Origin of the sequence: Streptomyces sp. DI166, assembly GCF_900091315.1 — a bacterium.
Taxonomy (GTDB): domain Bacteria; phylum Actinomycetota; class Actinomycetes; order Streptomycetales; family Streptomycetaceae; genus Streptomyces; species Streptomyces fuscus.
Genome location: NZ_FLSP01000030.1, coordinates 21,134 through 34,387, shown reverse-complemented (window position 1 = coordinate 34,387; position 13,254 = coordinate 21,134). Strand labels below are relative to the sequence as shown.

At 67.8% G+C, this 13,254-nt stretch carries 14 protein-coding genes and 1 tRNA gene; 10 read left to right on the top strand and 5 right to left on the bottom strand.

The annotated features are described in order from the left end of the window. Nucleotides 1–179: 179 nt before the first annotated feature. Nucleotides 180–632 carry a glycine-rich domain-containing protein gene (locus tag GA0115233_RS16865; protein ID WP_093721053.1) on the top strand — a complete coding sequence of 151 codons (453 nt, stop codon included), beginning with the start codon at nt 180–182 and terminating at the stop codon, nt 630–632. A 70-nt stretch (nt 633–702) separates the two neighbouring features. After that, the gene (locus GA0115233_RS16860; protein WP_093721052.1) at nt 703–1,539 is read left to right on the top strand and encodes a protein kinase family protein; all 837 of its coding nucleotides are present in this window, start codon (nt 703–705) and stop codon (nt 1,537–1,539) included. A 1,528-nt stretch (nt 1,540–3,067) separates the two neighbouring features. On the opposite strand, the gene GA0115233_RS16855 is transcribed toward GA0115233_RS16860, so the two are convergent. Beyond that, nucleotides 3,068–3,586, bottom strand: a complete 519-nt coding sequence (locus GA0115233_RS16855) for a GntR family transcriptional regulator (protein WP_093721051.1) — start codon at nt 3,584–3,586, stop codon at nt 3,068–3,070. 171 nt (nt 3,587–3,757) lie between these two features. On the opposite strand from GA0115233_RS16855, the gene GA0115233_RS16850 reads away from it, so the two are divergent. The 8 genes from GA0115233_RS16850 to xerC all read left to right on the top strand — a co-directional run bounded on the left by GA0115233_RS16850 (nt 3,758) and on the right by xerC (nt 9,860). Continuing rightward, a complete protein-coding gene (locus GA0115233_RS16850) occupies nt 3,758–4,117 on the top strand; it encodes a hypothetical protein (RefSeq protein WP_093721050.1) in 360 nt (119 codons plus the stop codon). Beyond that, nucleotides 4,114–4,401, top strand: a complete 288-nt coding sequence (locus GA0115233_RS40615; protein ID WP_141689521.1) for a hypothetical protein — start codon at nt 4,114–4,116, stop codon at nt 4,399–4,401. The genes GA0115233_RS16850 and GA0115233_RS40615 overlap by 4 nt, the downstream gene beginning before the upstream one ends. After that, nucleotides 4,398–5,816, top strand: coding sequence for an FtsK/SpoIIIE domain-containing protein (locus GA0115233_RS16845; RefSeq protein ID WP_255310234.1), 1,419 nt, complete (start codon nt 4,398–4,400; stop codon nt 5,814–5,816). The genes GA0115233_RS40615 and GA0115233_RS16845 overlap by 4 nt, the downstream gene beginning before the upstream one ends. Nucleotides 5,817–5,829: 13 nt before the next feature. Beyond that, nucleotides 5,830–6,003: a hypothetical protein gene (locus tag GA0115233_RS41045; RefSeq protein ID WP_176711815.1), complete on the top strand. Its 174-nt coding sequence runs from the start codon at nt 5,830–5,832 to the stop codon at nt 6,001–6,003. A gap of 51 nt (nt 6,004–6,054) precedes the next feature. Continuing rightward, nucleotides 6,055–6,774: a DUF2637 domain-containing protein gene (locus GA0115233_RS16835; protein ID WP_093721048.1), complete on the top strand. Its 720-nt coding sequence runs from the start codon at nt 6,055–6,057 to the stop codon at nt 6,772–6,774. 148 nt (nt 6,775–6,922) lie between these two features. Further along, on the top strand, nt 6,923–8,407 hold the full coding sequence (locus GA0115233_RS16830; protein WP_093721047.1) for a replication initiator: 1,485 nt from the start codon (nt 6,923–6,925) through the stop codon (nt 8,405–8,407). After that, nucleotides 8,404–8,586, top strand: a complete 183-nt coding sequence (locus GA0115233_RS16825; RefSeq protein WP_053560287.1) for a helix-turn-helix domain-containing protein — start codon at nt 8,404–8,406, stop codon at nt 8,584–8,586. Before GA0115233_RS16830 ends, GA0115233_RS16825 begins: the two co-directional genes overlap by 4 nt. Then, nucleotides 8,586–9,860 carry a site-specific integrase gene (gene xerC / locus GA0115233_RS16820; protein ID WP_093721046.1) on the top strand — a complete coding sequence of 425 codons (1,275 nt, stop codon included), beginning with the start codon at nt 8,586–8,588 and terminating at the stop codon, nt 9,858–9,860. The genes GA0115233_RS16825 and xerC overlap by 1 nt, the downstream gene beginning before the upstream one ends. Nucleotides 9,861–9,891: 31 nt before the next feature. Here xerC and GA0115233_RS40610 read toward each other — a convergent pair whose 3' ends face one another. The 4 genes from GA0115233_RS40610 to GA0115233_RS16805 all read right to left on the bottom strand — a co-directional run bounded on the left by GA0115233_RS40610 (nt 9,892) and on the right by GA0115233_RS16805 (nt 13,111). Further along, nucleotides 9,892–10,677, bottom strand: coding sequence for a hypothetical protein (locus tag GA0115233_RS40610; RefSeq protein ID WP_141689520.1), 786 nt, complete (start codon nt 10,675–10,677; stop codon nt 9,892–9,894). 392 nt (nt 10,678–11,069) lie between these two features. Beyond that, nucleotides 11,070–11,142: transfer RNA gene (locus GA0115233_RS16815), tRNA-Arg, on the bottom strand. 133 nt (nt 11,143–11,275) lie between these two features. Continuing rightward, a complete protein-coding gene (locus GA0115233_RS16810; protein WP_093721045.1) occupies nt 11,276–12,445 on the bottom strand; it encodes an RCC1 domain-containing protein in 1,170 nt (389 codons plus the stop codon). Nucleotides 12,446–12,880: 435 nt separating this feature from the next. After that, entirely contained in the window at nt 12,881–13,111 is a 231-nt protein-coding gene (locus GA0115233_RS16805; RefSeq protein ID WP_093721044.1) for a hypothetical protein, read from the bottom strand. Between the last annotated feature and the right edge of the window lie 143 nt (nt 13,112–13,254).

Here is a 13,254-nt window from a genome sequence, read left to right as displayed (position 1 = left end):
TACGCAGGAGTCCTGTTCGTGATCATGATCAGCGGCTCGTGCGGCCTGGTGATCGGCATGGCTCTCGCCATGGGCCAGTAGACGGGCCGCCCCGGACGGGTGCCAACTCCCCGGCTCCCCCTTCCCCGTTCGGGGCCGGCCATCCAACCCACGCACCGCCACACACGAGGAGTAGTCGCATGACGGCAACAGTGAACGATCTGAAGACCGGTCGCGCGGTGGCTGGTGAGGAGCTGTTCGAGAGCCTCGCCCACTTCGTGGTCGTCCACAACGGGCAGTCGCCCGAGCGCGCCGCGCGGATCGCGGACCAGGCGGTCGCCTTCCTGGTCACCGCAGCCACGGCCAACGTCCCCATGGTCCCGTCCGATGACGTGGACCTCGGCCTGCACGCGCTCATCCTGCACACGAAGGAGTACGCGAGGCTGTGCGAGCGGTACGCGGGCCGCTTCCTGCACCACAACCCGAAGCCGGGCGGCGGGCCCCGCGACCTGCTGATGGTCATCACCGCGGCGCGCGCCATGAAGGCGGCCGGGTTCAAGGTCTTCGACGACCTGTGGACCGTGGACGGCACGAACCTCGCGCAGTGCGACTCGGACTGCGGCCGTCCGTACGGTCAGGACTACCAAGAGTAGGACGCGACAGCAGCGACGCGGCCGGCCTCGACTCGTGGTCGGCCGCGTTCGCCCGGAAGGAGAACAGACGTTGCCCGGGTCACCCCCTGAACTGCCGATCGTGGTGCTCGACGCGCTCATGCCCACGTCCCAGCGCATGGTCCTGGACCGCCGGGGCTCCACGGTGTGGGAGGTAGAAAGCCATCGCGGCCACTACGCCGTGAAAGTCGGCTACCCGATCGAGGCTACGGCCGAATGGGCCGCCCAACCCTGGACCGCCCTCGCGCCCGCACGTGAAGGGGCCGTTCTGCTGCGCCTCGGCCTGGTCGACCTCGCGTACGGCGAGTGGGAACGCGGTACCTGGAACTTCCAGCCGTGGCACGAAGGGCCGGACCTGTACCAGCTCTGGGAGCCCTGTCGTAGGCCGGACTCGTCCATCGCACCGCACACCAGCGTGGCGTTGGGCTGCGTCGAGGCGCTTGCCGAACTGCACGCCAAGGGCTGGGCGCATGGTGACGTACAGCCCGCCCACTTCATCATCGGCCCGGAACGAACACACCTCATCGACCTCGCCCTTGCCCAGGGCGGCAACGTGCCAGAGGGGTACGACTTCCCGTTCCGCGGCTGCCTCGTCCACTACGAGGCACCGGAGATCGCCCGCAGCGTGCTCGACACGGGAGAAGCCGAGCCGACGCAGGAAGCCGACGTGTACGCGCTCGGCGCCTCCCTGCTGATCTCTGCTACCGGTTGGCGGGCGATGGAGTACCCGGACGACGCTCCCCGCTCGGTGCAGCGAGAGGCCGTGGCGGACGGTCGGCGCCGGCTCGTGAAGGCGCCCGGTGAGCTGGGCAAGTTGATCGACGCCATGCTCAGCCATTCGCCAGGAGACCGACCCACCATCTTCGAGGTGGGCAAGGCTCTGAGCTGATTCCGAAGCGCCAGTTCGTCGGCGCTGCTCGCACGGCTACGGCCGACAACTCAAAGACCGGACCACCCCTCAGCCTGGACAGCATTCCGGGTGGTCCGGTCACGGAAGCCCTGATCAGGACCCCGGTGCCGATGGTACCGGGGCGGTTGGCGTGCTCGAACGTGGGTGCGGCCGCAACCCCGGCTTCGCGATGTCGAGTTGGAGAGGGTTCTGAGCTGAGCCAGCGAAAGTCAGCCACGACGGCGGGTGCGCCGACTGAGCACCCGTCACGTGTGTTTCCAGCAACCCCGTGCCGTCCTCGGCCACGCTGCTTCCATCGTCACAGGCCGCACCTCGATCCGCCTGGACGTTGCCGACGCGGCCCGTCCTCTGGGCTCGGACTGCGGCTCTGCGGGCCATGCGGCGTGGAGCGGTGGGCGGTTGGTGGCGTGGTCGTGCTGGGTGCGCGTCGGCCTGGTCCTGGTGCTCGGAGTGGTCGGGTTGCTTCCCCGGTCTGGCCGTCCGCCTTGGCAGGGCTGCGCGCTGAGCGGGTGGGGCCGCCGGAGCGGTGGCGGAGACAAGGAGCGGCGGCGGCCCCTGGCCGCCAGCGCGCGCGGCCCGCCGTAGGCGGGCCGCCTTGATCCAGTAAAGAAACTCTGAACAGCTCCGCTGCCCTGGCCCCTGGCCGGTTGCACGACCATGCGCTGTCCCCGCCTTCCCATCCGTTCCACGGCTTCAATGCCCTTATGGGAGCTTGAATCGCCATTTCTGCCTATTCGTTCTGCGAGTCTGCGGAATTTATCCACAGGCTGGGGGCCGCATAGTTCGAGATGAGCGGAGGGCGCCCAACGGGCCACTTCTACCGAGTGACCCAGATCACAAAATGAGGTGTCACACGGGCAGGGCTTTCGACACCTGTAGCAAGTGAGCGCAGGAGGTCAACCAAAGATGGGGAAGTGGCATGGATCACAGGAACGGCGGTCACACCGATGCGGATTTCGACACCCCTATAGGCGACCCCGGATGGACCGAGCCGCGCAACATAGCACCGAAGTGCCGGTTACCCAAACCGGCGATTCTCCGGACTATTGATGCTCCTGGCCGACGACTGGAAGGACGAGTGGCGTGCGCGCGCAGAACCGCGATTTCCCGCCTGCGGGGACGCTGACGAAATCGAAGGACGGATTCAGCCCGTCCGACGGGAGCGCGGCGCCGCAAGCCTCGTACGTGGCCGGTCCGGCCGGTAGACCTGTCGCAACAACCTCGGTGACGGGTCGCCAGACGGCAAGGACAAGCCCCGATCCGGTCGCACACGACCGCTGGGCAAGCCTTCGGGCAAGCCCCCGGCGGTTGGGTGAAGGCCGCGCGAAACAACGACACGACAGCGAACGGGGAGACATGACCGAGCACATATCCAGCGCAGGAAAGGAGCTGATCGACATTCACAACCGGGAGCTGGCAGAGATGGCCGCGATGGTCCGCGAGATGACGACCACCGTGGCAAGACTCGGCCGCGAAGCGAGGGAAATGCGAGAAGAGGTCACGCGAATCAGGAACGCGGCGACTGCTGCGCCTTCTTCAACTCCTCGAACTCCCGGCGCAGTTCCTGATGCTCGACGCTGAGCGCTCTGATCTCGTCGCGCAACGCGGTGAGCATTTCGGAGAGGGAGGGATCGGCACCGCCGGCCTTTGCCTCTCCGGAGTCACCGAAAGGGCTCTCGCCGGGCGGCCATTCACGGGGGGCGCTGGCGGCAGTCTCCTCGGCGGGATCCTCGGGCGGCTTCCCTAGGTACCAGGCGGGCGCCGTGTAATCGGCACCCGAGCCTTCGAAGTCCGCGACGAAGCTGCCCCGGCCTTGGATGGTGTAGATCAGCCCCTCATCCCTGAGCACCCCGAGCGCCGAGCGGGCGGTCATGTTCGCCACCTTGAAGCGCTCTTGCAGCTCGCGGTAGGAGGGGAGCTGTTCGCCCGGCTTGTAGCGGCCCGCCTTGATCTCGCGCCGGAGCTCGTCGGCCGCGTGCTGATAGGGCGGCCGACGGTCGGGCTTAGCAGGGCTAGCAGGCGTCATACCTCACAGGGTAGCGAGATCTAGCTGCCCTAGCACACCCCTCCGACAAAGGCACACCCATAACCCCGCCCGCCTAGCAAGCTTCGCTCGCTTGACATGGCTAGGTGAGCGAGGTTCTATTGATCACGCCCCGCCATCTGGCGGAGCACCTACCGAAAGGACGTAACACCCATGCCTCGTATCCGTGTTGGCGTGCTCCCGTCCACGTCGTTCGTGGCCGGCACCCTGGCGGTTCCGAAGTACTCGGACGCCGAGAAGACCCAGTTCGCGACCGACCGTGAGACCGGCGCGAAGCTGTTCACGGTCACGCTCTTCCTCATGGAGGAGGACCGGGCGGAGGCCATGAAGGTCACCGTTCCGGAGACCGGTCTCCCCAACGGCCTCAAGCCCGGCGTGCCGGTCATCCCGGTGGAGCTGTTCGCCACCCCGTGGGCCCGGATCTTCAACGGGTCGCTCTCGGACGGCATCGCGTACCGCGCGGACCGTCTCGACCTGGTCGGCGGCTCGGCCCCGGCCGCTGAGACGGCGTGAGCGGCACCGACTTCTCCCGCACCGACCGCGACACCCGGCTTCACAGTGTCGCGGCGGTGTGGGAGAGGGCGGGTTTTCCACCCGCATCCGCTCTTCGTCATGCGGAGATCTGCTTGTCGGTCGCCGATCACGACGACAGGGTTCGTCTCGTCGCGGCGATGTGGGCGAACCACGGCTTTCCGCCTGCTGACGCGGTCCAGCGCGCGGAAATCTGCCTGATCCTCGCTGCGCCGACGCCCTCAGCACTCACCCGAAACCGGAATCGAAAGAAGGAAGCAAAGTGACCTTGAACGACGTGAGTGAGGTGATCGGCTACGCCCCGGTTCTGGTCGCGGTGGGCTTGGCTGGCATCGCCCTGTGGGCACTGGTGCGGGTGGTCCGCTACCTGCGGGCCGACGCCATGACCCGGCAGTCGATCCGGCAGGCCGTTCGGGTTCGGCGGACGTGGAAGCGGCTCGCGCAGATGCTGAACCTGTCGGCCACGGACAAGATGCCGACCGCCATGGCATCGCTGGCCAACACGGACGGCAAGCCGATCAAGCCGCGCGTCCTGGTCCCGGCCCTGAAGGTCACGCATGACGCGTACGGGGTAATCGCGCGGGCGGGCTGCCTGCCGGGCGTCGGTCTGGCGGAGTTCCAGAAGGCCGCCCCCTACCTGGCGGACGCCTGGCGTATGACCCGTGTGTCGGCGCTACCGGGGGACAGGCCCGGACACGTCGTGTTGCGCGGGGTGCGCGTGGACCCGCTGATCACGCCGACCGTTCATGTGCCCACCGGACGCCCTTCGGAGGAGTACGCGAAGTGGGAGCTGGGGGTGGACGAGTACGGCATGCCCGTCTTCGTGCCCCTCAAGGAAGTGCCCGGGGTGGCGGTCGGCGGTCTGCCTGGCTTCGGGAAGACCTCGTGTGTGAACCGGCTGGTGTGTGACTGGGCGCCCTCGCCGGCCGTTCAGTTCGTCTTCTTCGACGGGAAGGTCTCCCACGCCTACGAGGGCGACTACGCCGACCTTGTACACCGGGCGTTCGCCTTCTGCGGAGACGACCTGGAGGAAGCGAACAAGCTGCTCAAGGAGCTGGTGGAGCTGCGCCGCGCCCGCTCCGCGAGCATCCGCAGCGTGCTGGGCAGGAAGAACATGTGGCACGTCGGCCCCTCGGCAGACTGGCCACTGGTCGTCATCGTCATCGACGAGGCCCACACCTACTTCCGCGACCACAAGGGCTCCGACCCGACCACGAAGCGGCTGGCTGCGCTCGCGGCGGACAACGCCCGCCTCGTGGAGGACCTGGTGAAGAAGGGACGCTCAGTCGGCTTCCTGACCCTGCTCACCACGCAGAAGACCACCGGGGACGCCATCCCCACCTTCATCCGCGACGTGTGCCCGGTCGGTCTGTCCTTCGCGCAGAAGACCGCGGATGCCGCCGTGGCCGCCCTCGGCGACGACATCCGGGAGTGGCCTGACGCGAGCCCGGTCAACCTTCAGGACCCCGCGTACGTCGGTGTCGCGGTCATGTCCCAGCACGGCCGCCCCGGCTTCATCCGCATCCGTACCCCCTACGTCGCCGACGAGGACGCCGCCCGCGTCGCCGCAGAAACCTGCCACCTGGTGCGCCACCCGGCCCGGCTCCTGGAGGACTTGACCGGACAGGACGTCGTGGACCTCACCAAGAACGACCCCGAGCCCCCGTCCATGGCGGCCTGAGATGCGCCGGGTCATGAGGATCTACATCCGGCACATGCGCAAGGCGATCGCCGTCGGGGACCTTGACCGCGCTGGTCGGATCGGCATCGCCGCGTACCGCGTCGCCAACGCCCACGAACGCCGAGTCCTGGAGACCTACCTCGGCCCGAACGCCGCTCACATGGCCGGCCTCGCCCCGAAGCCCTGACCCAACCCCACCCAGCTCCCCCACCGACACCGCGAAAGGAGGTGAACCCCCATGAGTGAGGACCGGATCACCCAGCGCACCGTGACCGTGGTCATGGGCATCATCGCCCTCCTGGCGTTCGTCTTCTCCTTCGGCAACGTCTGGGCCCTGGCCCTGCGCCTGGGCGTCCCCGCTCCCATCGCACCACTGATCGCCCCCATGGTCGACCTGTCCGTGGTCGGGCTCCTCGTGGCCCTGCGCTACCTGTCCCTGCGTGGCGTGCCGCCCGAGCAGATGAAGGCGGCCACCCGGCTGATGCACGTCTCCGGCCTGCTGACCCTGGCCCTCAACATCGCCGAACCCGTCGTCGCCGGACACTACGGCCGCGCCGCCATCGACGCCGTGGCGCCCCTGCTCCTCCTCGGCTGGGGAGCGGTCGGCCCCCAGCTCCTCCGCTCGTTCCACGCGGTCGCCGCCCATGCAGCCGAACCGGCGCCCGCCACTGAGACGGAACCGGCCCAAGAGCCCGCCCCGGCCCCCGCCGAGCCTGCGCACGTCGCGGCGACTGCCCCGCCCGTCGCCCCGGTACCGACCCCGGCCCCGGTTGCTCCGCTCACCGCTCCGGCTCCGGCCGCGCCCGCGGTCAAGGTTCCCGAACCGCTGCTGACCGAAGCACGGTCCATCGCGGCATCGCACCACGCCGAGCACGGAGAAACGATCACTCCGGCCCAGCTCAAGATGCGGCTCGGCATCGGCCTGCCCATGGCCACGGCCCTCCACGCCGCTCTGTAGCGCCGCGCTCGCCCCGGCGGCCTTCCGGCGCTTCCCACCCTCGCCCGCCCCTGGGCCCGAACTGCCATGCCTGCGGGCAGCAGCCCGAGCGCTGATCGCTGCTGCCCGCAGGCCCCACTCTCACGCCAGAAGGGACACCCCGCCACCCATGCGCCGCCCCCTCGACCTGCGCCACGTGATCAGCCCCGGCCTGCGGGACCTGATCAAGCTGGCCAACACCCACGACTTCGACCGCGTCACCGAACAGGTCCGCGACCTGCACGGCTGCACCAGCCCCGTCAACCTCCACGGCTGGTCAGTCACCACCGACCAGACCACCAAGGAAGTGGTCCGCTCCTACCGCTCCGAAGACGAGCCTTCCGGACGCGCGCTGACCACCTGCGGCAACCGGCGCTCCTCCCGCTGCCCCGCCTGCTCCCGCATCTACGCGGCCGACACCTACCACCTCATCAAGGCCGGACTGTCCGGCGGCAAGAACGTCGCCGAAACCGTCCGCGATCACCCCCGTGCCTTCGTCACCCTCACCGCCCCCTCCTTCGGCCCCGTCCACAACCGCAAGACCGACAGCACGGACAAGGCCCGCTCATGCGGCTGCGGTGCCCACCACGCCGAGGACGACCCGGTGTTGGGCACCCCACTCGACCCGGCCTCGTACGACTACACCGGCGCCGTGCTCTGGAACGCCCACGCCGGACAGCTCTGGGCACGGTTCACCACCTACCTTCGCCGCGCCCTGGCCGAGCACCTCGACATGACGCAGAAGGCCCTCAACGCCGCCCTGCGCGTCTCCTTCGCCAAGGTCGCCGAGTACCAGAAGCGCGGCCTGGTCCACTTCCACGCCGTGATCCGTTTCGACGGACCCGACGGCCACACCACCGAGCCCCCGCCCTGGGCCACCTTCGACGCCCTGAGCGCCGCCGTGGGACTGGCGGTTGAGCGTGCCCGGCTCGTCGTCGCCTCCGACGCCATTGGCGAACGCGTCATCGCCTGGGGCCGCCGGTTCAAGGTCGACCCCATCACCGCCCTGGGCGACGGCGAACTCACCGACGCCCGCGTTGCCGAGTACACCGACGCCAAGGTCGCCGGATACGTCGCCAAGTACGCCACCAAGAACGCCGAAGGTGCGGGCACCGTAGACCGCACCCTGATGTGCCGCCCCTGCGCCGGACGCGGCTACGTACGCGGCCCGGACGGCTTCCACGACCGGTGCGCCGACTGCGACGGCACCGGACAGGCCGAACCCATCAAGGCCCTGCCCATTCAGCAGCACGTACGCCAGATGATCCGCACCGCATGGGACCTCGGCCACCTCCCCGAGTTCGCCCACCTCAAGCTCTGGAAGTGGGCCCACATGCTCGGCTTCCGCGGCCACTTCTCCACCAAGTCCCGCGCCTACTCCACCACCCTCGGCGCACTCCGCGACGTGCGCCGTGCCTGGCGCCTCGCCCAGGCCGAAGCCGCCCGTGCCCGCGCCGGCCACCCCACCACCGACGAGACCACCCTCGTCACCGCCTCCTCCTGGACCTACCTCAACAGTGGCTACCGCCCCGGTGAGGAATTCCTCGCCGCCCAGGTCCGCCACGACATCGCCAACATCCAACGCCTCAAGCACGAAGGGCTGGTGCCTGCATGACGACCGCCGTGCTCACCGTGGACCAGGTCGCCGAGCGTCTCGGCATCAGCCGCTGGAAGGTCCACGACCTGATCCGCTCGCGCGAACTCGCCTCCTTCAAGATCGGCCGCTGCCGCCGTATCAGCGAATCCGCCGTGCACGCCTACATATCCCTCCAGACCGAACAGGAAGCCGCCTGATGGCCACGCCGAAGAAGAACGCCAACAACGAGGGCACCATCTACCAGCGCAAGGACGGCCGTTGGGAGGGCAGTGCGTACGTGCTGACCACGGACGGCACGTACAAGCGGCGCAGCGTCTACGGCAAGACCTGGGACGAGGCACACGAGAAGCTGACCAAGCTCAAGGCCGACTCCCTCAACGGCCTGCCGGTCGCCACCAACAAGATGACGATCGCCGAGTACCTGACGTACTGGCTGACGAACGTCGCCAAGGGCAAGGTCCGCAGGACGACCTACGTCAACTACGAGTCCCTCGTCCGCAACTACGTCACCACGGAGTTCGGCAAGAAGAAGCTGGTCCGGCTCACCGCTCGCGACATCCGCGCCTTCCTCGCGAAGACGGCGATCACCTGCCAGTGCTGCGCGCAGGGCAAGGACAGGAAGCGGCCGGAGCACAAGCGGCGCTGCTGCGCCCTCCGGAAGTGCTGCAAGAAGCTCCCGTCTGACAGGACCGTGCGCTTCCTGCTGGTGATCCTGCGTGCCGCTCTCCAGCACGCCGTACGCGAAGACGAGTTGCCCCGCAACGTGGCCCGGAACGTGGAGCTGAGCATGGGAACCAAGCGCGAGATCGAGCCGCTCACCGCCAAGGAGGGGCGTCAGCTCCTGACGGCGGCCCGGGACAACCGGCTGTGGGCCGCGTACGAACTGGCGGTCCGCATCGGTCTCCGGCGCGGTGAGCTGCTGGGTCTGCGCTGGTCGGACGTGGACCTTCACGAAGGTGTGCTCACCGTTCGGCAGGCCCTACAGCGCGTCGGCGGTGAGCTGCTGATCGTCGCGCCGAAGACTCAGCGCTCGGCCCGTCGCCTGGCCCTTCCGGCCGAGTGCGTGACCGCACTCCGCGCCCAGCACGCGCAGCAGATCGCCGACCGGAAGGGCGCGGGGGACAACTGGAAGGGCACAGGTCAGGGCCTCGTCTTCACCACCAAGAACGGGACCCCGATCGAGCCGCGCAACCTGAACCGCTCCTTCGAGGTTCTGTGCATCCGCGCCGGCGTCCGCAAGGTCCGCTTTCACGACCTGCGCCACACCTGCGCTTCGCTCCTCCACGAACAGGGCGCCGACGCCCGCATGATCATGGAAGTCCTCGGCCACAGCTCGATCCGCGTGACCATGGACATCTACACCTTCGTGCGGCTCGACTCCCAACGCTCCGCCTTCGACCGTGTCGGGGATGCCTTGAGGGGTGACGGCAATGACGAGGACGATGGCGAGGGTGCGGCCAATGCCCAGTAGGCGGATTCGTTGAGCCCCAGGCGAGGACCGGTCATTCAGCGGTAGAGGCTTCTGGGTCGTTCCAGACAACCCCTTTAACTGCCACACGGTTTTCCTCAAATCGGCCGCCATGAGGTTCAGTGCCCGTGACAGTAAGGTAAGCGACACGCTTTTCGTCTGTCAGGAGGCAGAAACGGTCACCGACGCCGACATTGATGTAGCTAACTCCCTTCGGACGCTCTTCATAAAGCTTCTTGCAGTAATCGATAGTGATCGGCTCCGGAGCGTCGGACGGAATCTGGTTGAAGTAGTATCCGTAGGTGCGGATCTTTTCCCCCTCGGTCAGGCTTACCTTGAGGTCGGGACCGCTAGGGTCAGCGTCTTGCGGTGGCGCCGAGTCGAAATCGGTTCCGTTGTAAGGAATGTGAGTTGTTCCCTGCCAGTACACGGTGACCTGGGGTGGCGGGATGCTGATCTCCGGACTGGACGACGCGGGGGTGGGGGATGGAGTGGATACAGAAACCTTGTCGTCCCCATCGGTGGGTGTGGGAGCGGAGGCCGAAGGAGAAGTATCGCTTTCGGTCTCAGACTTCCCAGCCTCACCCTTTCCTTCCGCGTCCGTCCCGCCGCTAGACAGGAAAAGAATGATTCCTCCGACGACGGTCACGGCAAGCAGCGTGTAGCCGAGCCGCGTAACACCGCTCAACTCCCGAGGGCTTGGCTTGTCGGGATGTGCTCCGATAATGCCAATCGAAAATTTCCCTCCGGTCCACACCCAGAAGAAGCAGGCAATGGCACCAAGACCGAAAATCCCAACAAGAGCGAAGAAGACTGCCATGCACCCTCATATTGCAGCGAAGATGATTTAGGGGGTAACACCGTCCCATGCAGCCGTCCACGAGACGCTGCGAACCCTAAGTGTCGTTACAAGGCTGGGACCAAGCTACGGCTCTGACCCCTTCGTTCCGGTCGGGGACTTGAAGCTGATCGCGTCGATCACCTCGCCGTGTCCCGCCACCCGCCTTCCCTCTTCGGATTCGTTCCGAGAGCGACGGCTCGATCCGCGCCCACCGAGCGCCAGCCAACGACGCAACCGGCCCAACGATCAGACGATCCGAACGGGAACCGCCTGGCACTCGGCAGCCGGCCAAGGCGGTTGCCGTCAACAACTGCCGTCAGGACATAGACCAGAGGCCCTAAGGATGACTCCTTAGGGCCTCTGACGTGCTGTGCACTCGGCAGGATTCGAACCTGCAACCTTCTGATCCGTAGTCAGATGCTCTATCCGTTAAGCTACGAGTGCTTGTTCTGTTGTTTCGCCGCTCTCGGCCCTTTCGGCCCGCTCGCGGCGACAGGAAGAACATTACATGACTGCCGCCGCCATGTGAAATCCATTAGGCGTACCCCTTGTGACCTGCGGAAACGGCCGAGAAGCGCTAGTTCGGGCGGACGAGGACGTGGTGGCCGGAGACGTCCAGCGCCGGGGCCGGGAGGGGGATGCGGACCGGGCGGCCGGGGGTCTCGGCGGCGGGCGCGCCCGAGCCCCAGGCCCACAAGCGGCCCTTGGTGTCGATGGCGTGGCCCATGAGGCCGAAGGCGGACACGCGGCGGATCCTGGGCAGGCCCGTTACTCGTATCGGCTTCGCCCTCACGTGGTCCGCGATGTCGCCGTCGCCCAGCGCGCCGCCCGCACCCCTGCCCCACGCCCACACCCTGCCGTCGCGGTCCACGGCGTACGCCACGTTCGCGCCGCCGGCCACCTGCACGATGTTCCTCAGGCCGCCCACCCGGACCGGGTTCGCCGTCTGGCCGCCGGTCGGCTCCACGCCCAGCAGGCCGTGCGCGTTGCTCCCCCACGCGCACACCTTGCCGTCCGCCTTCACCGCGACCACCGCCTCGCCCGCCGAGGACACGTCCACCACGCCCTCGACGTCGGGGATCGTGCCGATGCGGGTGTCGTTGCGGTCGCCCAGGACGTCGGTGAGGTTGATGCCCCAACCGGTCACCCTGCCGTCCGCGCGGAGCGCGAAGGCGTTCAGGTCGCCCGGGCCCATCGCGGCCACGTTCCCCACGCCGGACACCCGCTCGGGCACGGTCACCCCCTCGTAGCCCTCCCGCTTGCCTCCCTTGACCAGGAAGCGGTCCGAGCCCCAGGCCATCACGGTGCCGTCGCGCAGGACCACGTAGAACGTCGTGCCGCTGTTGTAGACCGCGTGCGCGTCGCCGACTCCCCTGACCTGGCGCGGGCGGGCCTCGTAGATCCGCTCCGCCGAGCCGTGCCCGAGTGAGCCGCTCACATTCGTGCCCCACGACCACACCGTGCCGTCCGCCCGTACCGCCACCGTGGTGTGGCCGCTGTCCGCGAGCGAGACCACCTCCGTCAGGCCTGGGATCGGGCCTTCACGGAAGGTGCCCTCCTGGGCTCCGTAGGGCGTCTTCCATGCCCAGACCGCGCCCGCCGGCCGTTCACGCTGCGTCGGCCTGGCCGCGGGGCCCTCGGGGCAGGGCGGCGCGAACATCACCGCGCGGTCCGCCTCGCTGCATCCGGCCAGCGTGACCACCGCGGCACCGGCAAGCAGGAAACGGAGCCAGGACTTCGTCGTCACTACGGCACTCCCTGTCGAACGACCCCCCGTCGTCCGGGGCACGGGCGGCCGTCCGCCCGTGCCCTCACCCTCCCGCCGCCGGCCCGGCCCAAGTAGCGTCCCCCTGCTCAGGTTCAGGGGGGTGAGGTACGCAGTGCGTCTGAGTACGCGGGCTCAGGAGGTGGTCCGGAAACGACTCAGGGAGTCCAGCCGATGTCGGCTGGACTCCCTGGTTCCACGGCGGAGGCGGAGGGATTTGAACCCTCGATGGGCTTTAAAACCCAAACCGCATTAGCAGTGTGTTGGGGTTCGTCCGGCGGTGACGGACCCCAACCGGCCGAGACGTTCCGCCGCAGGTCACAGGCACATTGTCGTCTGACGGGGTTGACCCTCGTCGGAACGTGTACGGGCCTCTTGGTGCCAGCGCCGTGCCATCAACGGCAGGGCGCTGCACGGCTACTTCGAGGGGTCTTGGCTCGCATCCGCGTCCCCCTCTTCGGTGCCGGCGAGGACGATGCGGCGGACCTGCTGGCGGGTGTAGCCGGTGGCTTCACAGATGTCCTTCTGTGCCACACCGTCCGTGTCCGCCTGCCGGATCGCCACTGCGAGCTCCTGCCGCAGGATCTCGGCCCGCTGCTCAGACTCCCTGAACCTCTGCGCCATCTGCGCCAGTGATCGCTTATCCATGACACATAGTGTTCCATCGACTGTCATGGAACCTGATGTTACGCCGACTCGCGCCATTGTCCAGCGTCAGAACGCTTGACGATGGAACACGATGTTCCCTAGAGTGGAGTCGTCGGCAGGGAAACCCGCCGACAACGCAAGCG

Coding starts and splice junctions, on each gene's coding strand:
- GA0115233_RS16865 (WP_093721053.1), top strand. CDS start 180: ATGACGGCAACAGTGAACGATCTGAAGACCGGTCGCGCGGTGGCTGGT.
- GA0115233_RS16855 (WP_093721051.1), bottom strand. CDS start 3,586: ATGACGCCTGCTAGCCCTGCTAAGCCCGACCGTCGGCCGCCCTATCAG.
- GA0115233_RS16850 (WP_093721050.1), top strand. CDS start 3,758: ATGCCTCGTATCCGTGTTGGCGTGCTCCCGTCCACGTCGTTCGTGGCC.
- GA0115233_RS41045 (WP_176711815.1), top strand. CDS start 5,830: ATGAGGATCTACATCCGGCACATGCGCAAGGCGATCGCCGTCGGGGAC.
- GA0115233_RS16835 (WP_093721048.1), top strand. CDS start 6,055: ATGAGTGAGGACCGGATCACCCAGCGCACCGTGACCGTGGTCATGGGC.
- GA0115233_RS16830 (WP_093721047.1), top strand. CDS start 6,923: ATGCGCCGCCCCCTCGACCTGCGCCACGTGATCAGCCCCGGCCTGCGG.
- GA0115233_RS16825 (WP_053560287.1), top strand. CDS start 8,404: ATGACGACCGCCGTGCTCACCGTGGACCAGGTCGCCGAGCGTCTCGGC.
- xerC (WP_093721046.1), top strand. CDS start 8,586: ATGGCCACGCCGAAGAAGAACGCCAACAACGAGGGCACCATCTACCAG.
- GA0115233_RS40610 (WP_141689520.1), bottom strand. CDS start 10,677: ATGGCAGTCTTCTTCGCTCTTGTTGGGATTTTCGGTCTTGGTGCCATT.
- GA0115233_RS16805 (WP_093721044.1), bottom strand. CDS start 13,111: ATGGATAAGCGATCACTGGCGCAGATGGCGCAGAGGTTCAGGGAGTCT.